Source organism: Acetobacter oryzifermentans, assembly GCF_001628715.1.
Lineage (GTDB): Bacteria > Pseudomonadota > Alphaproteobacteria > Acetobacterales > Acetobacteraceae > Acetobacter > Acetobacter oryzifermentans.
The window spans coordinates 2,417,434-2,438,783 of sequence record NZ_CP011120.1 but is presented as its reverse complement, the minus strand read 5'-3'; the positions used below and the strand labels follow the sequence as shown (position 1 = coordinate 2,438,783).

The window sequence follows — 21,350 nt, the reverse complement described above, 5'->3', positions numbered from 1 at the left end:
TTATGGTAGAGCCGGGGCCACAGGTTGGTTTTGCCGTGTCGGGCCACTTGTATTGCCGTTTGTGGTAATAGCCGCTTGAGCTGCCTGTGCCTGTGCCTGTGCCTGTGCCTGTGCCTGTGCCTGTGCCTGTGCCTGTGCCTGTGCCTGTGCTGGCTGGGGTGCACCGGGCGCACCTAATGGTGCATTATCTCGCCCAGAATAGCGACCGATAATTTGTTTAACGGCTGCGGCAGCTTCTTGCGCAGCAGCAACGGCAACATCCCCCCAATAATTATCTAGGGAGTGTGCATCAATATCATGGAGCTGTGTTGCCGCACCGGCTTCCTTGCCTTCCTTGTCCACAACGCTCCAGACAATTTCGATATGCTGTTGCGGATGCCCCAGCGTGCCTACCGGGCCGGGCGTCAGTTTAACGGTGGAATGAACCGTGAAATCAGCATTTTCTTTTGAGTTCTGGATTGTATCTTCACTGTCTCGGAAAGAGGCTGTGAAGGCACGGGCCAAAGACACATCGCCGTCGCCCGGTGCGCCGGTTACACCTGTAAAATAAACCCGTGCAGCACGATGCTTGAGACTGTGTGGGTCTTTTTCCATATCATCCGCCTGAATACCCGTTAGCACAGATGAAATACGTGGTGCGGCATCCTGCGCAACCAGTGTAAAGAAAGGTGCATCTCCGGCAGACCACTGGGCCGCGGGTACAGCTTGCCCTTCCTGCGTAGCGCGAATTTGGTTTTTAGGCGTCATGATTGTGTAAATTGGTACAACCTGATCGCCTCGCAGTTCTGCTCGCATTTTCAGCCACCAGTCTCCAGGCCTTGTGGGTTGGGCAATGGCTGGAATGGTTTGCTGTAGAAGTTCCGATGCAACATCTTTGGCCCATATCTGGGCAGAGGCATCAGACAGCAAAGAATCTGTAGGTGTGGGAATATCTAACCGGGAGGGCGGTGCATTGGCTGCAAGTTTTGATCCAGCTTTGCCGGGGTTGGAAAACGGATGCGGCACATCCAAACACCCTGCCAAGAGCAGTAGAGAGGAAAGCGGCAAGGCAGCATGGCGTAAAAGGCGGTTCATCCGTTCTGAAGTCCCGTAGCAATCGCTGAAATCTGGTGTCCAATCTGTCCACCACCAGCCAGAGTGCGGCGGCGATGGCTAAAAAAGCGTTTTTCGTCAGAGAGTGTATCAACGCCTAATGCGGCAGCATTACGCACTCCGGCTTGTTGCAGCCGAAAAACGCACCATCCCGCCAGATCAAACTGATAATGGCCAGCGCGTGTGCCCGGAGCAAAAAAGCGAGCCGCCTGTTTATCTGCCGTAGTGATGGCCGTATGCATATCTTCGGCTGTTTCGTAGCTTTCCTGAGCAATGCAGGGCCCAACAACAGCGCTAATACTTTCCATGTTAGCGCCAAGGGCCTTCATGGCTTCCAGTGTGGATTCCAAAATCCCAGCCAAAGCACCGCGCCAGCCTGCATGGGCGGCGCCAACAATGGTGCCTTCTGCATTGGCAAACAAAACGGGTGCGCAATCTGCGGTAATAACGCCAATGGCAATATCTGGCTGATTGGTTACAAGCGCATCAGCCGGTGCGCCTGTGCCGGGTGGCCAAGGGGCTGTGGCGGTTATCACAGCGCGGCCATGCACTTGTGTGACACCTAGCAAATGGCTTGCCTGCACACCCAGATGCGTTGCAACCCGTCTGCGATTTTCAGCCAGATTCTGTGGGGTGTCGCCAGATTTTGTAGAGCAGTTGAGGCTGGCGTAAGGGCCGGTGGAAACACCGCCTTCCCGCGTGAAAAATCCGTGGCGCGTATGCCCAAGTAAAGGGCTGGTGAGAGGTGAGAGCGTTGTAGTCATACGTCCGCTCCTTTCATGAAGCCGGGAGGTGAGGGCAAGCTGGGAGAGGCAAGAGCCATAACACGGAACAAATGCCCCATTTTCTCTGGGGCGGCCAGCCGATGTGCGGCGCTGCGCAGGATGGCGGCATCTTCTGCTGTTGCGCGCGTGGCCAGTTGTTCGGTGCGCTCCATAAGGCCTAATGCACGCAAAAATGCACCTTGCGTTTCTGCACCATAAACACAGGCCCCAGCCTGTTGGGCCGTAGCGCCAAAGGCCGTGAAATCAACATGCGCTGTCAGATCAGCTTCTCCGGCAGCTTCCAACGGATGTGTTGGGCGTGCATGGCGTAGTGCCTGAAGAGAATCTCCCGTTAGGGTGGAATGATGGCCGTAATCAACAAACAGCGCCACACCCGGTTGAGTTGCGAAACGTTGCCCTAGGTGGCGTGCAACCTCCAGCGCGGGTTCGCAAAGTTCTACAATGGTGTTTGCTTCCAGTTTTCTGTCGTCTGGCAATGTTGGTGCGGCACATGGAACAAGATGAAATGTCTGATCCATTACGTAGCGTTCGTGCCAGCCAGAAGGCGTTTGCATAAACTGGCGAATGGGTAGGGCATCCAGAAATTCATTTCCCAGCAGGATAAGCGGGCCAGAGGGAAGGTCTTCTATCCGGTTATGCCATGTGGGCACCATGTAAGGTGCAAGGGCTTGCTTTTGCGCCTGCCGCATAAGGGGAGAGATTTCTATCAGATGCACATCAAGCGCACGCGCAAAATCTGGTGCACAGCGTGTAATTAGCCGTAGCGCGTCTGCCATAAGTGTGCCACGCCCCGGCCCGGCTTCTGCAAGGATAACGTGTGCAGGGCAACCCATACTCTGCCAGACCGTAGCGGCCCAAGCCCCTAGAAGTTCGCCAAAAACCTGAGAGATTTCGGGTGCGGTAATAAAGTCTGAAAGCAAAGGCGTGGTAGCATAATAGCGGGCATTGGCACGCGCCATAAATACATCCAGCCTTTCAGCTTGTGGAGGCAAAGAGGAAGGCATGCGCGTAATTATGGCTTGGCTTCTGCTTCTGGGGGAATGCCTTCGTAAACCGGGTGGCGGTTGGCATACACCATAAGCGCAATGCCTGCTGCCAGCATGGGGCAGCACAGCAGTTGCCCCATGGTAATGCCGCCGGGCAGAAACCCAAGGAATGAATCCGGTTCCCGGAAAAACTCGCAAAAACTGCGTGCGCAGGCATAACCAGCCAAAAACAGACCTGCAAGAAAACCGGGGCGTTCACGGATAGAGAGCTTGCGAGATGCTGCAAACATAACCAGAAAAAGCAGCAGCCCTTCTGTCAGTGCCTCATAAAGTTGTGAGGGATGCCGCGGGATTGGCCCGCCATCGGGAAAGATCATGGCCCACGGCAGAGAGGCTGGAGCTTCTCGTCCCCATAATTCCCCATTGATAAAGTTGGCTATGCGGCCCAGCCCTAAGCCAATAGGCACGGCAATGGTAACGCGGTCTGCAAAGGCCAGAAAGTTCAACTTATGGCGCCATGTAAACAGCATCATGGCGATAATGACGCCAAGCGCGCCGCCATGGAAGGACATACCCCCATGCCATACTTCCAGCATGGCCAGAGGGTGCGTGATGTAATAGCCGGGTTGGTAAAACAGCACGTATCCCAGCCGCCCACCCATTAGAATACCAAGGGTTACCCAAGCCAGAAAGTCATCCGCCAGTTCTGGCGTGCCAGCACGCGGAGGAAGATTAACCAAGCGCCGCAGCAGCGTAATACCCAGCACAATGCCGATGATATAGGAGAGCGCATACCACCGTATGGCAAATGGCCCGACATGCACCAGCACCGGGTTAAACTGAGGAAACATCAGAACAGGAAGCATGATGGGTGATCCGGTATGGCTGGGTCAGAGATAGGGATTATCCGTGGCAAGATAATCTTGCACGTAGCGTTTAACGCCCTCTTCCAGCGATGTGAACTGGCCAGTGTAACCAGCGGCCCGCAGGCGGGAAAGATCTGCTTGTGTGTAGGATTGATACTGCCCACGCAAGCTTTGGGGCATATCAATAAATTCTATCTGGCGCTCGCAGCCAATGGCATCGCACACGGCATGAGCCAGATCCAGATACGTGCGTGCTGTGCCGGTGCCGCAGTTAAACAGGTCTGATACCTCCGGGTTATCATACAGCCAGAGCATAACGTTTACGACATCACCCACCCATATGAAGTCACGGGCCTGCATGCCATCTGCAATGTCTGGCCTATCAGACCGGAACAAACGGGCGGGTTGGCCAGATTTAACTTCATCATACTTCACTTTCACCACAGAGATCATTTTGCCTTTGTGGTATTCGTTCGGCCCGTAAACGTTAAAGAACTTTAGCCCGGCCCATTGTGGCGGGCGCGGTGTGTGCTGATCCAGCGTGGTGGTAACGTGTTGATCAAACACGTGTTTGGACCAGCCGTACAAATTGAGTGGCCGCAGTTGTGAGAGATGCCCCGGATCATCATTAAAAAGTTCGGGTTTATCCGCCGCGCCATATGTGGCGGCGGAAGACGCATAAATAAATCTTGCGCGGTTGCGTGTGCACCAGTCCCATAGTGTTTGCGAGAGTTCGACATTGGTGCGCCACACCAGATCACCATCTGTTGCGGTGGTCTCACTAATAGCGCCCATATGGAAGATGGTGTCTATTTTGGGGGTGGTCGCCAGAAAATTTTCCAGGTTTTCTGGGGCAATCAGGCGTGTTGGTGCATGTTGGGACACATTGCGCCATTTGCCTTCCTGCCCAAGCCAATCAACAATTATGGTTTCCAGCCCTCTGGCGGCCAATGCTGCCTGTAGGCATGAGCCGATAAAACCGGCTCCCCCTGTAATTACTATCATGGTGCGGGAGTATAATGGGCGGCTTCGCACACTCCAAGCTGTCAAATGCCTGATGTGTTCAGAGGTGGTGTTTCATCCCGTAGTCAGAACGCAATATATTGCCTACTATTTACGCGTAATTGCAATTTATCAGGAAAGAGGCCCGTAGCATGAGCGAAGAAATTACAGTTGTTGCTTTTTTAAAGGTAAAGCCGGGCACAGAGGAAAAAGTGGCGCGGGCTATGGTGGCGTGCATCAAGCCATCTCGTGCAGAAAGCACCAACAGCCAGTACGTGCCCAACCGTGATCTGGATGATCCGCAGACATTTGTTTTTGTAGAACGTTGGGCAAGCCGTAAGGCATTGCAGGATCATATGGAAACACCGCATTTTAAAACACTTGCAGCAGAAATTAGCCCGCTGTTGGAAAAGCCAATTCAGCTTCATATTTTGCAGCCTTTGCCCGGTGCCTGAACGCATACGCTGAAATCTGCATAAAAAAACGGCCCCACTTGTATGGGGCCGTTTTTGTTTTGGGTTACCGAGTAAAATAAGGCTGCTATCGCAGCACAAACTGCTGGAAAACAACCACCAGTCCGATACAGAAGGTTAAAAACAGGCTGTGCTTAAAGGTACGCGCCAGCACAGTGCCTTCCTGACCTTTCAAGGATGTTACAGATACGCCGGTAGTGATGTTCTGGGGGGAGATCATTTTGCCCATGACACCGCCGGACGAGTTTGCAGAAGCAAACAGCACCGGGTCCAGCGAAAGCTGATGCGCTGCGGCCACCTGCAAGTTGCCGAAAAGCGCATTGCCAGAGGTATCACTTCCTGTCAGGAACACGGCAATCCAGCCTAGGAAAACAGAAACCAGCGGAAAGACCATGCCAGCGGAGGAAACCGCATACCCTAAAGTATAGGTCATGCCGGAATAGTTCATCAAAAACGCCAGCCCAATTGTGAGTGCAACAGTTACGACAGCCAGCCAACCCTGCTTGAGTGTGGTGCGGGCAGCCGCGCCAAATTGTTGCAACGTGGTGCGGGTGAACAGGGCTGTTAGAATGGTAGCAACCAAAATGGCCGTGCCTGTGCCCAATGGTTCAAACTTCCACACAGCGGCATAAGGCGTTTTGTAAAGAGAGATAAACACCGCATTATCCAGCCCAGGCCAATGAATGGGCAGCGTGCCAATTTTAGCAATATGCAGGGCATCCCACGCAATCACCACAGCAATAACCGTGATCCAAGGAATCCATCCTTGCCAGCGGGGAACAGCAGGAGCCGCGCCAGCTTGCTGACTGTTCAAGCCGCTGAGATCAATAGCGTATTGTGGGTCTGATGCTGGTTTCCAAAAACGCAGGAAACCAATGGTAGCAACAAGCGCTACACTGGAAGAAAGCACGTTGCTGAGGCTGTAAAGCCCGGCACCAGAGATAATCAGTAGGGTCAGGGCAAAGCTGCCACCGGCTACCAGCAGCACAGGCCATGTCTGCCGGACGGAACGCCACCCGCCGTAAAGCGCCATAACGTAAAAGGGAATAAGCAGAGCAAAGGGGGTAAGCTGCCGCCCAATGGTGGCCCCCAGCACATCTGCTGGTAAGCCTGTAATAGAGCCCAGAACGGTAACAGGAATACCCAAGCCACCAAAGGCTACCGGTGCGGAGTTAAAGATCAGCACATAAGTAAGGGCATCCAGTGCCGGAAAACCCAGCATGATCAGTAAGGCGCTGGTAATGGCTACAGGTGTGCCAAATCCAGCCACGCCTTCCAATGCAGCACTAAAGCAGAAGCCCAGCACCACCAGCATGATGCGCCTATCATTGGGAACGTGTTGGATAATCCAGTCTCGGAAGGCATCAAACCGCCCATTTTGCACGGCCACATTGAACAGAAAGAGTGCAGAAAGTGCGATCCACATAACTGGCAGAAGAGAAAATACAACGCCGTTGCTGATGCTGGCGACTGCCAGTTTGGCTGGTAGCCCCCAGATGGTGGTGGCAACAAGCAACCCGACAATTAAGCCGCCCAGAGTGGCCTGCCATGCCGGACGGCGTAGAATACCCATAACAAAGAGTGTCACGATAATAGGTGAGGCCGCGAGCAGAAATGACAGCACAAGGCTGTGCCCCGCCGGAACAAGTGGCTGTATGAACATGGCAGTTCCTGAATAGGCGTTATTCCCCTTCTTATGTGGGGGATAAAGCAATCTTAAGCGGGCGGTTGCGGCGCGATGCAAGAAAAAATGTCGTTATAACAATATGTTGTGATGAGGGAACTTTTAGATAAGGCCGCTTAACAGCCATCTTCCATGAAAATGACATATTGGTAATAGATGTGGGGGTGTTCCGTAATCCGTGCTTTTTGTCGCAAGTTTATGGGACAAGCCTTATGGCAGAAGTTCATACGGAAGGGGACAGCGGGTGTCTTTTCGGGTTCAGCAACGGCAAATAGTATATGCTGCGCTCATGCTGGGGTTGGCGGGGTGCGCGACACCTGCCGTCAGACCCGGGGGATATGCCTCCTCTCAGGCGTATTATCAGGCCGCATATGAAAGATCAGAAGCCAACCCAGCTGCCTATAGGCCTGTAGGTTCGGCAGAAGATCCTTGGGGGCCATACATAAAAGAAGCATCGCAGCGTTTTTCCATACCGGAAAGCTGGATACGCGCTGTGATGCAGCAGGAATCGGGCGGGCATCAGTATCTGGATGGTCAGCTTACAACGTCATCTGCTGGCGCAATGGGGCTAATGCAGCTTATGCCCGCTACTTATGCGGATATGCAAAGCCAGTTCAATCTGGGGGGAGATCCGTATAACCCGCATGATAATATCATGGCGGGCGCAGGCTATATCCGCCAGATGTATGATCATTATGGCGCACCAGGATTTTTGGCAGCCTACAATGCAGGCCCGCAGCGCGTGGATGATTACTTAACATCCGGGCGGCCTTTGCCGGATGAAACGGTGAATTATGTTGCATCCATTACGCCACATTTAGGCACAACAACGGCACCAACAGGCAGTTTTGCTCCGTCCTCTGCTCCTGTCATGGTAGCCAGCGTAGGTTCATCTGTGGCAGCTGCTCCTGTGGCAGAGTATGCACGAGCGGATCTTTCGCGCACAGCCGATGGCTGCTTGCGTGATCCTAATGCAGCGTATGATCCCTCAACCCCTTGTTTGATGGATAGAGATACGCCGCATCCTGATCCGCAACCGGTTGAAGAGGCAGCTCCTGTAGAAGTTGCACAGGCCCAACCGGTTAGCATTTCAGATCAGGCGGTAATAGCTACCCCGCTTACGGTAGCGCCTCGTAGTACACCAGTGCAAACTGCGGCTTACAATTTACCTTCAGCACAAAGGCATTATGCTTCTTCCACCTCTGCGCATGTTCTCACACTGCCTTCATCACCTTTGCATGGAAGATCATCCGGCGCGGTACAGGTTGGGGCTTTTGCATCCTATGCCGAGGCCCAGCGCATGCTAGACTCGGTACGCCGTCTGTTAACAGCGCATGCTTTATCTGTGCGCCCTACTGTTACACAGGCTTCTGTGGCGGGGCGGTCTTATTATCGGGCGCAGTTTATTACGGCCCAAAATACTGGCCCGGCAGATGTTTGTCAGGTGCTACGGGCGCGTGCTTTGCCGTGTATTGAGGTGCGTGGAGGGTAGGGAAGGAAAGTCTTTTCCCTTTTGATCCAATTACCTGTAAAGCCACTGCGTCTTCCAGAAAAACAAAGTGGAACAATAAATGGAAAACGCAGCAATGCCTGATAAGGGAACAGAAAGTACTTTTCCCATAAAGGTTGTGGTTGTTGGTGTTCTGGCTGCAACAGCTGGTTTAATGTCCGGTTTGGATATTGGTGTTATTTCCGGAGCGTTAGATTTTCTGGCGCAGGATTTTCATGCCTCTACCCTGGCGCAGGAATGGATTGTCAGCGCCATGATGGCAGGCGCTGCCGTAGGGGCTGTATGTGCTGGGTGGATTACCCGACATACCGGGCGCAAATGGTCTCTGGTTTTTGGGGGCGGTGTTTTTATTGCCGGCTCCTTACTCTGCGCTTTGGCGTGGTCTGTGCCTGTGCTTATAGTCGGGCGTTTGCTTATGGGGCTGGCCATCGGCGTGGCTGCTTTTGCTGCGCCTCTTTATCTTTCAGAGGTATCAGACCAATCCAGCCGTGGCGCCATGATTTCCACCTATCAGCTTATGATTACGATAGGTATTTTTCTGGCGTTTTTAAGCGATACGTTTTTCAGTTACCACGGACAATGGCGGTGGATGTTTGGCGTTATTGCCATCCCCGGTGTTGTTTACGTTATTGGTGTTTTTTTTCTGCCTTATAGCCCGCGTTGGCTGATGATGCGTGGCCGTAGGGACGAAGCGCTGGAAGTGCTAACCAGCCTGCGCGCAACACCGCAGGAAGCACGAGCGGAAATAAAAGCCATTCATAACCAGTTACAGGCACAGCAAAATGGCTGGAGCTTATTGCGAGCAAACAGCAATTTTCGCCGTTCGGTTGGTTTGGGTATGTTGCTGCAAATTATGCAGCAGTTCGCGGGTATTAATGTGGTGATGTATTACGCCCCGCGTATTTTTCAGCTTGCAGGTTTTGTCGGCACTGCACAGATGTGGTGTACCGCCATGATCGGGCTGGTGAATGTGATGGCAACATTCCTGGCTATTAGTTTGGTTGATAAGTGGGGGCGCAGGCCAGTTCTGTATTGTGGCTTTGCCATTATGGTGCTGAGCATGGCGTGCTTATCTCTTCTGCTGCATGGCAGTATGGTGGATCAGGCATCCCGCATGGCATGTGTGTTTATGATTATGGTTTTTATTGTAGCGCATGCCATGTCCGCCGGGCCGATTGTGTGGGTGCTGTGTTCGGAAATTCAGCCGATGCAGGGTAGGGATCTGGGCATTATGCTTTCCACGCTTACAAACTGGATTGCCAACATGATTGTTGGTGCTTCTTTTCTAAGTGTGCTGGCATTGCTGGGTGGTTCTGCCACCTTTGGAATGATTGCCATATTGAATGCCTGCTTTTTAGGGCTGACATATTTGTTTGTGCCAGAAACCAAAGGCATCAGCTTGGAACAAATTGAGCAGAATCTGATGTCTGGCAAAAAACTGCGGAATATCGGGGTTTCTTGAACCAAAGCATAGGAATGGACGCAGACAAAATGCGTCCATTCTAAAAGGGCAAGAGCGCAAATTCGTATGCAAAATCTTGCACAGAAAGAAATTTAGATTTTCTTGGAAAATTCTGGCGCACCCGAAAGGACTCGAACCTCTAACCCCCAGATTCGTAGTCTGGTGCTCTATCCAGTTGAGCTACGGGTGCGCCGTGAGCGGGTATTTAGCCGAGGGCGGTGAGGTCGGCAACCCCTAAAATGTAAAAAAGTGAAATTTTTTTGTCAGTCATTCCCAAGAAAGTTTTTCCAGCTTCGGTCTGCCGGGCGGTGGAGCGTAACATGTGCCCGACATTCTGGTGTTCCGTATGTGCCTTCAAACGTCTCGCCAGCCGGATGGGCTTCAAACACCATGGGGAGCGGCTGGTTTTTGGCATCTTTTAGAATAAGTTGGGCATGATAGTGCTGTTTGTTCTTATCAGGCGTGCCTCGCAGGATAAGCGTGCCCATTTCCGGCACAAAAATCATGCGTTTAGGTTCAATCTGCATAAGTGATGTGCCGTTAACGGGGCAGTTTTCGCCTTGATCCTGCACCAGTGTGCCAATCCATTCCCCATACGGGTCATCTGCGGCAGAGGCAGGTTGTTTGGCTGCTTGTGCCGATGTGCAAAAAAAGCCAATGCCAGCCAAAGTCAGTGCGCCATATTTCATCCAACAGGAAAAACGTGTGTGCTTCATGCAAAAACTCCTGATTTCGTTGGCAATCTGTACCTTGTGTATGGCACAGGCAAGGCAGGTATCAGGCAGGATAGGTGCGCACCTTTCTGGTTTTTAGGGTGACGCCATGACAGCATGGCTTTATATCCGCCTGTAAGAGAGCCCGTGTAGCCCTATATGTGGTTACACATCCTTAGGAAAAGCCAGTTCTGGCACTGAAATCAGAAAGACCTGCAGTTCATGTCTGTTGATGCCACCCCGCCTGTTTCGCCTTCCAAGCTGGATGAATCCTTGCACCATGACCGTATTCTGATTCTGGATTTCGGAAGTCAGGTTACGCAGCTTATTGCCCGCCGCGTGCGCGAAAGTGGTGTGTATTGTGAAATCTGGCCGTTTACGGCAGATGCCGAACGGATTCGTCAGTTTTCACCCCGTGGTATTATTCTTTCTGGTGGTCCTGCCAGTGTGAACAATCCGGATGCTCCGCGCGTGCCAGATGTGGTGTTTGAAATGGCCGTGCCTGTACTGGGTATTTGCTATGGCCAGCAGGCTATGTGCAAACAGCTTGGCGGACAGGTTGAAAGCGGAGACCACCGTGAATTCGGTCGTGCCTTTGTTGATATTGTAGAAGATTGTGCGCTGTTCCGTGGTGCATGGGCACGCGGTGGGCGTGAGCAGGTGTGGATGAGCCACGGTGACCGTGTTGTGGAACTCCCCCCCGGTTTCCGCACAGTTGCTGTAAGCGAAGGTGCACCGTTTGCAGTTATCGCAGATGAAGGACGCCGCTTATATGGTGTGCAGTTCCACCCGGAAGTGGTGCACACACCGCATGGCGCAGCATTGCTTAAGAACTTTACCCATAACGTAGCGGGCTGTTCCGGTACGTGGACGATGGCAGGTTTCCGTGAAATGGAAATTGCCCGGATTCGTGAGCAAGTGGGTGATGGCAAGGTTATCTGTGGTCTTTCTGGCGGCGTGGATTCTTCCGTGGCTGCAGTACTGATCCATGAAGCCATTGGCGATCAGTTGACTTGTATTTTTGTTGATCACGGTATGCTGCGTGCTGGGGAAGCGGATGATGTTATCAAGACATTCCGCGGCCAGTTCAACATTCAGCTTGTGCACCGTGATGCCTCAGACATCTTCCTGAAAGCGCTGGAGGGTGTCACAGATCCAGAAATCAAGCGGAAAACCATCGGCCGCCTGTTTGTGGAAGTGTTTGAAGAAGAAGCAACCAAGCTGGGTGGTGCGCAGTTCCTTGCTCAGGGCACGCTTTATCCGGATGTGATTGAAAGCGTCAGCTTTACGGGTGGTCCTTCTGTTACCATTAAGTCGCACCATAACGTGGGTGGCTTGCCAGACCGTATGAACATGAAGCTGGTTGAACCGCTGCGTGAACTGTTCAAGGATGAAGTGCGCGATCTGGGGCGTGAACTGGATATTCCTGAAATTATTGTCGGGCGTCATCCGTTTCCGGGGCCGGGTCTGGCTATTCGTATTCCAGGCAACATCACGCGGGAAAAATTGGATCTGCTGCGTAAGGTCGATTCCGTGTTTCTGGAAGAAATTCGTGCTGCCGGGTTGTATGATGCCATTTGGCAGGCTTTTGCTGTGTTGTTGCCTGTGCGCACTGTTGGTGTGATGGGCGATGGTCGCACGTATGATCAAGCCTGCGCTCTGCGTGCCGTAACCAGCACAGATGGCATGACAGCAGATGTTTATCCGTTTGACATGGGCTTCCTCACCCGTGTTGCTGGACGCATTGTGAACGAAGTGCGCGGGATCAACCGCGTTACGTATGATATCACATCCAAGCCGCCGGGCACGATTGAGTGGGAATAAGTTTCCCATCGTAAAAAAGGCCGGGTGGCTGTAAAGCCCCCGGCCTTTTTTATTGGTTTCTTGCCAAATATCTTACTTGTTCAACCAAGGTGCGATTGGCAAATTTTTTGCCCGCAAAAATTCAGGGTTGAACAGTTTGGATTCATAACGGGCACCACCATCGCAAAGAATGGTGACAATCCGATGCCCCGGGCCAAGTTTGCGTGCGGTGCGGATTGCAGAAGCCACGTTAATGCCAGAAGATCCACCAACGGAAAGGCCTTCTTCACCTAGCAGGCTATAAATAATGTCCAGGGCTTCCGGGTCTGGAATCCGCTCGGCATCATTAATAGGTGCGCCTTCCAGATTGCCCGTTACACGGGACTGGCCAATGCCTTCTGTAATGGAAGAACCAGAAACAGATAGGTCATTGCTTTTCACCCAGCCATACAGGCCAGAACCTTCTGGGTCTGCCAGCACAATACGGGGGGCAGCTACGCCATCGCGTTTGGCTGCATCGTGCAGGCCCAAGGCTACGCCAGCCAGCGTGCCGCCTGTGCCGCAAGCGCAGGTAAAGGCATCTACCTTGCCGCCCATCTGCTGCCAGATTTCTGGTGCGGTAGTGGCGCGGTGGCCTTCACGGTTGGCAATGTTGTCAAACTGGTTGGCCCACACCCATCCGTTTTCTTCGGAAAGACGGCGTGAAACGTGTACATAATTGCCCGGATCACGGTAAGGCTTGGCAGGTACAAGGCGAAGGTCTGCCCCAATCATACGTAGGAAGCCGATTTTTTCCTGACTCTGAGTTTCGGGCATGACAATAACGCATTTATACCCGCGCGCATTGGCAACCAGTGTGAGGCCGATACCTGTGTTGCCTGCCGTACCTTCAACAATGGTGCCTCCGGGCTTTAGCACGCCACGGCGTTCTGCATCTTCAATAATAGCCAGCGCTGCACGATCCTTGACGGAACCGCCCGGATTCATGAATTCGGCCTTGCCGTAAATATCACACCCCGTGGCTTCAGACGCTTTGCGCAGGCGTACTAGTGGGGTTCCGCCCACAGCACCCGGCATGTCGGCAGAAAGTATGGTCCAGCCGGGATGAGGGGTGGAAACGGCATTTTCAGTCATTTGGTTACACCTTATGCTGTCACGTTATAATGCGTTGATCAGACTATCATGCCCCACCTGAAAATTCTGCCCCAAGGGCAAACAGATGGAACATGGTAGCTTGTGCAGTTTTTTATTGGCCAGCTGTTGGTTCCTGTTCAGCATCGTACAGCACTTCCAGCACCGCCGCCCACGGATAGCGCGAATCATAGCTCTGACCATCGGGGGAGGTGAGGCGCCCTTGGGTGTCTGTTGGTACATGTGTCAGGGCCACGGCATCATCAATATTGCCGCCGATAATGCTGATCTGCCGACCAAAAGGCTGCCCATTCTGGCCAACTGCTACAACAAAGCCGCAATGGGCAGGAAACCCGTAAGATGTTGGTAGGCTGGAAAATCGGATAGTGTCTTTGCTACGGCCACGTGCAACGCAGATCAGATCACCGGGTTTTGGGGTGTAATTTGCAGGGTCTTGCGCCCGCAAAATGGGAGATTGCCCAGAAGCTGCTGCGTTGATGTAAGTAGAATGATTGGGAGAATAGGGGAAACGGCTGTTGGCCCCGGCTACGCGCATAACGTAGGAAATAAAAGCAGCGGACCACGCATAAGATCCATCATGCACAAAGTCGGTTAGTCGGCCGTTGGCATCGTGTTTACCGGTCCATGATGTTTCGGTCATGTCCGGGTCCATACCAATCCACCAGTATTCTCCTACGCGTTCCCATAGGCCGGGGGCGCGTTCTGGCTTAACAGAGGCCACTTGTGGTTCTGGGCGCTGTTCCGGGTCATCATCATTCACCGGGCTTCCAAACAGGCGCCATTCACGCATGGCAATTCCAACAACATCCTGCCGGTTAAAGGGCTCAAAATTGCGGGTGGCAAAATCCGGCACATGGCCACCATAGCCGTAGCCACCACTGGCTGTGTTCCAAGCGTTGGTGCTGGAAGCAGCGCTTGGGGTGGGGCGTGCACCTGGCTGTGGTTGCTGAGTGGCACATGCTGCCAGACACAAAGGGGCCAGCAGGGCAACGGTAAGCTTGCGTGACAATCTCGTCTCCATACCAGAACAACTCTCCGGCAGATCCGGAGCGCGAGACAACCATTGGTCGGAAGTCTGAATGATATAGCAATAAGCGCCTGTTGTTCTGGGTGGAAGAGGGTTTGTGTTTTTGTGCGGCGTCTGTTTCTTTTTTGCGCCTGTGTTATCAGGCGTCAGGCACGGTTACATCTGCCATGCGGGCATTGACGCACTGGATGGCGTCTGCCGGTTTAAGTGCCACCACCAAACCTCTGCCGCCGCCATTAATATAAAGTGTATCCAGTTTGAGAACACTTTCGTCCAATACAACCGGTACTTGCGTGCGTGCGCCAAAGGGGCTGATGCCACCTACCTTAAACCCAGTTAGGGCTTCGGCTTTTTCTGCACCCAGCATACGCGCGTTGCGTCCCCCAAACAGGGTGGCTACTTTTTTCAGATCCATTTTTTTATGAACAGGAATGGCCACGCAAACAATCTGCTTTTTATCAATTTCAACCATGAGGGTTTTAAAAACCTTGTTTTGGTCGATACCAATACCAGCAGCGGCATGTAGGCCAATTTTTCCGGGGTCTGATACATAATCATAATCATGCAGGGTAAAGGCAACGCCATGAGCAGTCAGAAACTGCGTTGTTGGTGTTTCAATGGTTTCTGACATGGTAGCCCTTTCTGGAAAATCCATGAAGCATTGTGCCTTTTGCAAGGCATGCACATGGTTCCGCTTATTCAATAGTTACTCTTAGCGTCAAGTCATGGAGGCTGCATACCGCCATGCAACATAGCGGTATGCAGAATGGTCTTTATGTATGGTTGGGGAACAGGCCGAGGAGACCGCTTTCTGTAGCAGGGCAGCAGCCTTTTTCTGTAATCAGCCCAGTTACAAGTCTGGAGGGTGTGACATCAAAGGCGGGGTTAGCTGCAGGGCTATGATCTGGAGTGATTTGCACGGAACCTATTTTTCCGTCTGTCATACGCCCCTGCACGTGCGTAACTTCGGATGCTGCACGTTCTTCAATAGGAATATCACGGATACCATCGGCAATACGCCAATCTATGGTTGTAGAAGGTAATGCAACCCAGAATGGTATTTTATTGTCCTGCGCGGCTAGAGCTTTCAGATAAGTGCCTATTTTGTTCGCAACATCTCCATTGCGTGTTACGCGGTCTGTTCCAACAATAACAATATCAACTTGGCCATGCTGCATCATATGGCCTCCTGCATTATCTGTAATAACAGTATGCGGAACACCGTGGCTGCCGAGTTCCCATGCAGTAAGGGCTGCGCCCTGGTTGCGTGGGCGTGTTTCATCTACCCACACATGCACGTTCAGGCCCAGATCATGCGCCATGTAAAGAGGGGCCAAGGCTGTGCCCCAATCCACTGTGGCAATCCATCCAGCATTGCAGTGGGTTAAAATGTTCAGGCGCTGACCTTTTTCTTTTTTGGCGGCAAGATCCTGCAAAAGTTTAAGGCCATGCTTGCCAATAGCTTCATTTTGGGCCGCATCTTCATTGCAAATACGCAGGGCTTCTGCATAAGCAGCGGATACCCGGTTTTCTGGTGGGATAGGCCGGAGAGTATTTAGCATTCTTTCAAGCGCCCAACGCAAATTTATGGCGGTAGGGCGTGTTGCTGCAAGCATGGTTGCGTTTTGTTCAAGACTGGTATCGCTGCTGTCTGTGCGTAATGCCAATGCTAGGCCATATGCGGCAACAGCACCAATAAGCGGAGCACCACGTACCTGCATACTGGTAATGGCATGGGCTACATCCTGAACAGTTGTAAGCCGCAGGATATCCAGTGAAAAGGGAAGGCGTGTCTGATCGAAAATATGAATAGACCACAGGTCTTTTTCATCAACCCATACACTGCGGAAAGAGGTGCCATTGATTTTCATGAAGCATGTTCCGTGAGAAGGAGAGGTCTGCGTTTAGGATATAAGGATGATTACCTGTTTTGGGCAACAGGGTACAAGCACATGAAATTTTTGAGAACGTATTTAGAACATCTTTAAGGTAAATAGATCAGAAGAATGAAATATATCTTTAAATCTGAAAGTATTTTTTTGCATTTTCTATAGCATTTGTTATGTAGAATGAAAATCTAAGGCTATACCTGTTCTTGTAGGTATGTGCTTCAGTTAAAGAAGTTTTGAAGTTTAAAAATTTTGTTTATATATCTCCTTATTTTTAAAGGAGGTTGAGAGGGAGTTAAAATGAGTGAGACAAGAACCCGCCGAAAACCTGCTGCGGGTAAAACGGTTTCTAAGCGTAAAGTTGCCGCCGCAACCCCCAAAAAGCGCACATCTCGCGCAAAAGTTGTCGAAGTAGAAGAACTTTTTGATTTTGAAGCAGAGCCAGAAGCTCCTAAGCCACGCCGTTCTTATGTGCGTAAAGCTGCTGCCCGTAAGCCTGCTGAAGAAAAAACAGTAGCGCCTAAAACAACGGCACGTAAAAAAACAGTAGCAGCTAAGGCTGAAAGCAAGGTTGCCCCCAAGCCAACGCGGCGCACTAAAGCCAAAGCGGAAGACGTTGTGGAAAAGCCGGTGCGTGCAACCAAAGCAACACGTGCTGCTAAAGCTCCGGTCACTGCATCAACGCGTAAAACTGCAAAGTCAGCTACTAAGGTTGAGGCAGCCAAACCTGTGCGTGCTACACGTACCCCAAAAGCAACAGCAGCCAGCAAGGTTGCAAAACCAGCAGTTCCAGCAACCCGTAAGCGGACTGTGCGTGTTGTAGAACCCGCAGCTAAAAAGAAGCTTTCTGCCGTGGAAAAGCTGCGTATTGTGCAGGAAGAACGTCGCCGTAAACGGTATGAACGTTTGGCAGCAGCAGAGGCTGAAAAAACTTCGGCAAAGGCACCCGCAACACGGAAGACAAAGGCTAAAACAACCCGTCGCACCCGGGCATCCTAAATATAACGGTATTTTATCTGGTTTAGAGATTTATCAGTAAAATAATGTTGTTTTAAAAAGAGCCCATTCCGGTAAAAACGGGGTGGGCTTTTTTTAATTAAATATTCTGGATCTATCTGTGAATATATGCAGATGGCATGCGAAAATAGAGTTCCCTTTTTAGCTAATCGTACGATTAAAGTTGCCGCTTAGCAGATAGCAGTTGCTTGCAAATTCTGCCGTATGGTCAAGATCAGGTTCAAGTGCATCTTCTACCATAACACGGCGCAACCGTAGGATAACGGCTTTTTCGGAAGCATTGCCGTGTAGATATTCCGATATCTTTGCCAACCACGCACTAATGCCGTTCTGCTCTGTTAGCATAAGAGGGTGCCGCTTATTTAGGGGAAGCCCGTTTTGTAACAACAGAGATGCTACGGGGGCATCAGTAATATGATACAGAAAATTGCCTGCTTCCTTGGCGTGCGTGGCTGCCAAGGAAGGTATGCGTGTCAGACGGATCTCATCTGGCAAAAAATGTGTGCGTAAGGGTGGAAGAAGCGGAAGTGAGAATAAGTCCGTTTGCGTTTCTTTCGCGTCGGTTCGGTGCTTCTGTTGAACATGATGTGGTTTTGAGTTGGTTGTACGTTGTCTTTCTTTCGCAAAAGGCAGAGGCAGCCCCGGTAGTGTATTCTGTAATGAAAACAGGTGATGATTACCCATTATGCACCTTGATGAGGGATCTCTTTTGTGGGCCGTTTTGATGCACACTCTGCACATAGCCCTTCCACTTCAACCGAGGTGCTCTGAATTACAAAGTCTTCGTTTTTACAAATGTGTTTCAGGGTTTCCAGAACAGTTGTATCTGCTATTTCTGTTACGGCTTTGCAGTTGCGGCAGATGAGAAACTGGGCCGTATGTAAGCAGGCTTCCGAGTGCTCATGCGTATGAGAACAATGGCGCAGATTGGTGCAGGGAATAAAAGCAGACAAGCGTTCAATACGGTGGATCAGGCCGTGTTCAAGTAGAAAATCGAGTGCCCGATATACTGTAGGAGGGGCGGGGCGCCGTTCTGCTGTTTTAAGTTCTTCCAGCAGATCATATGCCCCAACTGGACGCGCATGCATAAGAATAAGCCCGAGTACATCACGGCGCTGGGCCGTCATTCGCGCACCTTGTTGGGTGCATAGAGCAGTAGCTTTATCGAGTTGATGCTCAATATGCGCAGGAAAGGCATGAGCTGAGGTTGCTGTGGAAGAAGACGTAGGGTGGGGCATGTTCATCATCCGTTCTCTGTATTTCTTAGCGTAACTGATCCGAGAGGTGAAGACCAAATTTGCGCGGGTGAGGAGGTGACGTGCAGCTGATAAAATGTAATAATATTACATTGCATTCAAGCATGGTAGGATAACGCGTATGGAATTGATGAAAACAAAAGGCACTTCACGCCGGATGTTGTTGGGCATGGTGGCTGTGCTTGGTTTTGCAAACATGGGCACAGGTAGTGCGGTCGCGCGCCCTTTGTCTGTTGTGGCGGCAGAAAATACATGGGGGGACTTGGCTGCGCAGATTGCTGAGCCAGACATGCACGTGACATCTATACTTGTATCACCTGCTGTTGATCCGCATTTATATGCTCCTACACCGGATGATGCGCGGCGTGTGGCGGATGCTACGTTGGTTGTAGCCAATGGTGCGGGATACGATGCATGGATGGATCATTTGGTGCAGGCTTCTGCTTTACCGCAGGCGCGGTATGTGCGTGCAGATACATGGTCTGGGTGGCACGAGGGCGGGAATGCCCATTTATGGTACGATTTGAACGCTGTGGCAGATTTTGCTCAAAGATTTGGAAAAGCGTGCGAGCAAGCAGATCCAGCACACGCAAAAGCATATGCTGAGCGGGCTCGGAAGTTGGGGGCTGATATTGCCAGCGTACAGGCCCAGGCCGCAGCATTACGCTCGCATGTGCAAGGTATGGCTGTGGCCGCAACAGAACCTCTATTTACCCCGCTGGCCAGTTACCTTGGTTTGGACATGAAGGAAAATGCCTTTCAGATTGCAATCATGAATGATGTTGAACCTCCACCTGTTGCTGTTGCTGCATTTGAGCAAGATCTTGCTCAAAAAAAACTACGGCTACTTGCCTATAATGTGCAGGTGGAAGAACCAGCCAGCAAACGTTTGATAGATCTGGCCCATAAAGCAGATGTGCCTATTCTGCCGCTAGCGGAAATTATGCCGCAGGATACGCATTGGCAGATATGGATCAGTTCAACTCTTACGCAAATTGCGCATTTGCTTGGTGTTGCGCCGTAATGTCATCTTCTGCTGTGCAAGTGGCTGGCGTAACTTTGTTACGCCAGAAAAAAACAGTGCTGGATAATATCAGTTTTACAATTCCTGCAGGCAGTTTTGTGGCTGTTTTGGGTGGAAATGGGGCTGGAAAGACAACCCTGTTTAGAACTCTTCTGGGGTTGGAAAAACTTTCAGCTGGCCAAATATGGATAGAAGGTCAGCCGGTGCAAAAGGGCCGTATGCCTATAGGGTATATGCCTCAGGTGCGCGCTATGGTGGCTGCACAACTTAGCGGCTGGAGCACAGTTGCCGCTGCGCAGCAGGGCTGGAAATGGGGCCTGCCATTTTACGGCAAACGGGCTAGAGCGGATATTGATGCAGCTTTGGCCGCAGTAGATGCGCAGGATCTAGCGCAGCGACCGGTAGGCTCTCTTTCCGGGGGAGAAAGGCAGCGGCTCATGTTGGCGCAGGCATTGCTGGATAATCCACATATCTTGTTGCTTGATGAGCCTTTGGCCAGCCTAGATCCTGCTCGTATGCGTGAAACAGCAGAACGTATTCATACACTGGCACGAGACAGGAATATAACGGTGCTCATGTCTACCCATGATATCAACCCTCTTATGGGGTTGATGGATCATGTTCTTTACATGGCGCATGGCAAGGCAGTGCTGGGGCGCGTGGAAGATGTGATGACAACCCAAACACTCAGTGCACTTTACGGCGCACCGGTTGAGGTGATTAAGGCGGGAAACAGATTATTTGTTGTGGCAGAAGGTGGTGGGGCATCACTTCAGTCCTGTATGTGCGTGGGGCATAGTGCTTGATGCTTGAGTATGAATTTATGCGCACCGCTTTTCTGGCGGCGTTTTTGGCGGCGCTGGTGTGTGGGCCTGTGGGGTGGTTTCTTGTCTTGCGTGGGCAAAGCTTTGCCAGCCATGCGCTTTCGCACGTAGGATTTGCCGGAGCCGCTGCAGCCCTTCTGTTAGGTCAGCCCGCTTTGCTTGGACTTGGGCTTGGTGCTGTTGGTGGCGGTGTTGCCATAGGGTTGGCGGGAGATAGGCTGGTAGGCCGAGACGTAACAATCGGACTAGTGCTTTCTGTCGCCATGGGTTTTGGGGCGCTGTGCCTGCATTTTCTAACCCATTCTGCCAGTTCAGCCACAGCACTGCTTTTTGGTGATATTCTGGGTATCGGGTCTTCTATGTTAGGCTGGCTGGGTGTTCTTTCCGTAGCTTGTTTGATAGCGCTGGCATTTGTGGCAAGGCCGCTTCTTTTTGCATCGCTTCAGCCAGAGCAGGCAGAGGCGCGGGGTGTGAATATGCGCCTGCTTGATATTCTTTTTCTCATGATTGTTGCTGTAGCTACAGCGCAATGTGCCCAGATCACAGGTGTTTTGCTGGTATTTACGCTTATGATTGCGCCTGCCGCAGCAAGTTTGCGTATGGGTTTTTCACCTTTATTGGGAATGGGCATTGCAACGTTACTTGCGTTGCTGGAAGCTTGGTTGGGTTTGGTGTTGGCTTGGTACACCAATTGCCCTACAGCATTTTGGATTGCAGCGTTAGGTGGCGGTGTATTTATAACCGCCAGTCTGTTTTGCCGCTTGCGGGGCGGCTAAAAAATCTAG

General features: G+C 51.7%; 21 protein-coding genes and 1 tRNA gene. 8 read left to right on the top strand and 14 right to left on the bottom strand.

All coding sequences use genetic code 11. The annotated features are described in order from the left end of the window. Genes WG31_RS11530 through rfaD form a run of 5 tightly spaced genes read right to left on the bottom strand, consistent with a single transcriptional unit; the run spans position 1 to position 4,734 of the window. Complete coding sequence (locus tag WG31_RS11530; protein WP_063354608.1) at positions 1–1,074, bottom strand: hypothetical protein; 1,074 nt, start codon at positions 1,072–1,074, stop codon at positions 1–3. Next, the gene (gene pgeF, locus WG31_RS11525) at positions 1,071–1,856 is read right to left on the bottom strand and encodes a peptidoglycan editing factor PgeF (RefSeq protein WP_063354607.1); all 786 of its coding nucleotides are present in this window, start codon (positions 1,854–1,856) and stop codon (positions 1,071–1,073) included. The genes WG31_RS11530 and pgeF overlap by 4 nt, the downstream gene beginning before the upstream one ends. Beyond that, a complete protein-coding gene (locus WG31_RS11520; protein WP_063354606.1) occupies positions 1,853–2,881 on the bottom strand; it encodes a class I SAM-dependent methyltransferase in 1,029 nt (342 codons plus the stop codon). Before WG31_RS11520 ends, pgeF begins: the two co-directional genes overlap by 4 nt. 8 nt (positions 2,882–2,889) lie before the next feature. After that, entirely contained in the window at positions 2,890–3,729 is an 840-nt protein-coding gene (gene lgt, locus WG31_RS11515; protein WP_063354605.1) for a prolipoprotein diacylglyceryl transferase, read from the bottom strand. Between the two features lie 24 nt (positions 3,730–3,753). Beyond that, the gene (gene rfaD / locus WG31_RS11510; protein WP_063354604.1) at positions 3,754–4,734 is read right to left on the bottom strand and encodes an ADP-glyceromanno-heptose 6-epimerase; all 981 of its coding nucleotides are present in this window, start codon (positions 4,732–4,734) and stop codon (positions 3,754–3,756) included. A 149-nt stretch (positions 4,735–4,883) separates the two neighbouring features. On the opposite strand from rfaD, the gene WG31_RS11505 reads away from it, so the two are divergent. Further along, positions 4,884–5,186, top strand: a complete 303-nt coding sequence (locus WG31_RS11505) for a putative quinol monooxygenase (RefSeq protein ID WP_035353687.1) — start codon at positions 4,884–4,886, stop codon at positions 5,184–5,186. An 85-nt stretch (positions 5,187–5,271) separates the two neighbouring features. Here the strand turns inward: WG31_RS11505 and WG31_RS11500 are convergent, their stop codons facing one another. Then, positions 5,272–6,867 carry an L-lactate permease gene (locus tag WG31_RS11500; protein ID WP_063354603.1) on the bottom strand — a complete coding sequence of 532 codons (1,596 nt, stop codon included), beginning with the start codon at positions 6,865–6,867 and terminating at the stop codon, positions 5,272–5,274. A gap of 265 nt (positions 6,868–7,132) precedes the next feature. On the opposite strand from WG31_RS11500, the gene WG31_RS11495 reads away from it, so the two are divergent. Then, positions 7,133–8,380 (top strand): lytic transglycosylase domain-containing protein, encoded by a 1,248-nt coding sequence (locus WG31_RS11495; RefSeq protein WP_063354602.1) that lies wholly within the window; start codon positions 7,133–7,135, stop codon positions 8,378–8,380. A gap of 79 nt (positions 8,381–8,459) precedes the next feature. Continuing rightward, positions 8,460–9,860, top strand: a complete 1,401-nt coding sequence (locus tag WG31_RS11490) for a sugar porter family MFS transporter (RefSeq protein ID WP_063354601.1) — start codon at positions 8,460–8,462, stop codon at positions 9,858–9,860. Between the two features lie 113 nt (positions 9,861–9,973). Here the strand turns inward: WG31_RS11490 and WG31_RS11485 are convergent. Both WG31_RS11485 and WG31_RS11480 read right to left on the bottom strand, forming a co-directional pair. Continuing rightward, a tRNA-Arg gene (locus WG31_RS11485) sits at positions 9,974–10,050 on the bottom strand. 73 nt (positions 10,051–10,123) lie between these two features. After that, on the bottom strand, positions 10,124–10,576 hold the full coding sequence (locus tag WG31_RS11480) for a hypothetical protein (protein WP_063354600.1): 453 nt from the start codon (positions 10,574–10,576) through the stop codon (positions 10,124–10,126). A gap of 219 nt (positions 10,577–10,795) precedes the next feature. Between WG31_RS11480 and guaA the strand changes: the two genes are divergently transcribed. Beyond that, positions 10,796–12,397 carry a glutamine-hydrolyzing GMP synthase gene (gene guaA / locus WG31_RS11475; protein ID WP_019087904.1) on the top strand — a complete coding sequence of 534 codons (1,602 nt, stop codon included), beginning with the start codon at positions 10,796–10,798 and terminating at the stop codon, positions 12,395–12,397. 72 nt (positions 12,398–12,469) lie between these two features. Here the strand turns inward: guaA and WG31_RS11470 are convergent, their stop codons facing one another. The 4 genes from WG31_RS11470 to mtnA all read right to left on the bottom strand — a co-directional run bounded on the left by WG31_RS11470 (position 12,470) and on the right by mtnA (position 16,426). Further along, positions 12,470–13,510, bottom strand: a complete 1,041-nt coding sequence (locus tag WG31_RS11470) for a cysteine synthase A (protein WP_063354599.1) — start codon at positions 13,508–13,510, stop codon at positions 12,470–12,472. Between the two features lie 112 nt (positions 13,511–13,622). Beyond that, positions 13,623–14,549 (bottom strand): DUF2272 domain-containing protein, encoded by a 927-nt coding sequence (locus WG31_RS11465; protein WP_035352356.1) that lies wholly within the window; start codon positions 14,547–14,549, stop codon positions 13,623–13,625. Between the two features lie 145 nt (positions 14,550–14,694). Continuing rightward, the gene (ybaK, locus tag WG31_RS11460; RefSeq protein ID WP_035352354.1) at positions 14,695–15,210 is read right to left on the bottom strand and encodes a Cys-tRNA(Pro) deacylase; all 516 of its coding nucleotides are present in this window, start codon (positions 15,208–15,210) and stop codon (positions 14,695–14,697) included. 118 nt (positions 15,211–15,328) lie between these two features. Next, positions 15,329–16,426 carry an S-methyl-5-thioribose-1-phosphate isomerase gene (gene mtnA / locus WG31_RS11455; RefSeq protein WP_063354598.1) on the bottom strand — a complete coding sequence of 366 codons (1,098 nt, stop codon included), beginning with the start codon at positions 16,424–16,426 and terminating at the stop codon, positions 15,329–15,331. 318 nt (positions 16,427–16,744) lie between these two features. Between mtnA and WG31_RS11450 the strand changes: the two genes are divergently transcribed. Beyond that, positions 16,745–17,443: a hypothetical protein gene (locus WG31_RS11450; protein WP_006117303.1), complete on the top strand. Its 699-nt coding sequence runs from the start codon at positions 16,745–16,747 to the stop codon at positions 17,441–17,443. A 159-nt stretch (positions 17,444–17,602) separates the two neighbouring features. Here WG31_RS11450 and WG31_RS16100 read toward each other — a convergent pair whose 3' ends face one another. Next, a complete protein-coding gene (locus WG31_RS16100) occupies positions 17,603–17,956 on the bottom strand; it encodes a hypothetical protein (protein ID WP_035352372.1) in 354 nt (117 codons plus the stop codon). Between the two features lie 188 nt (positions 17,957–18,144). Then, positions 18,145–18,708: a Fur family transcriptional regulator gene (locus WG31_RS11440; RefSeq protein WP_035352352.1), complete on the bottom strand. Its 564-nt coding sequence runs from the start codon at positions 18,706–18,708 to the stop codon at positions 18,145–18,147. Positions 18,709–18,838: 130 nt separating this feature from the next. Here WG31_RS11440 and WG31_RS11435 point away from each other — a divergent pair, with 130 nt between their 5' ends. The 3 genes from WG31_RS11435 to WG31_RS11425 are packed head-to-tail and all read left to right on the top strand — an operon-like array spanning position 18,839 to position 21,341. Then, positions 18,839–19,741, top strand: a complete 903-nt coding sequence (locus tag WG31_RS11435; protein WP_063354597.1) for a metal ABC transporter solute-binding protein, Zn/Mn family — start codon at positions 18,839–18,841, stop codon at positions 19,739–19,741. After that, a complete protein-coding gene (locus WG31_RS11430; protein WP_063354596.1) occupies positions 19,741–20,547 on the top strand; it encodes a metal ABC transporter ATP-binding protein in 807 nt (268 codons plus the stop codon). The genes WG31_RS11435 and WG31_RS11430 overlap by 1 nt, the downstream gene beginning before the upstream one ends. Further along, positions 20,547–21,341 (top strand): metal ABC transporter permease, encoded by a 795-nt coding sequence (locus tag WG31_RS11425; protein ID WP_035352349.1) that lies wholly within the window; start codon positions 20,547–20,549, stop codon positions 21,339–21,341. Before WG31_RS11430 ends, WG31_RS11425 begins: the two co-directional genes overlap by 1 nt. Positions 21,342–21,350: the final 9 nt, after the last annotated feature.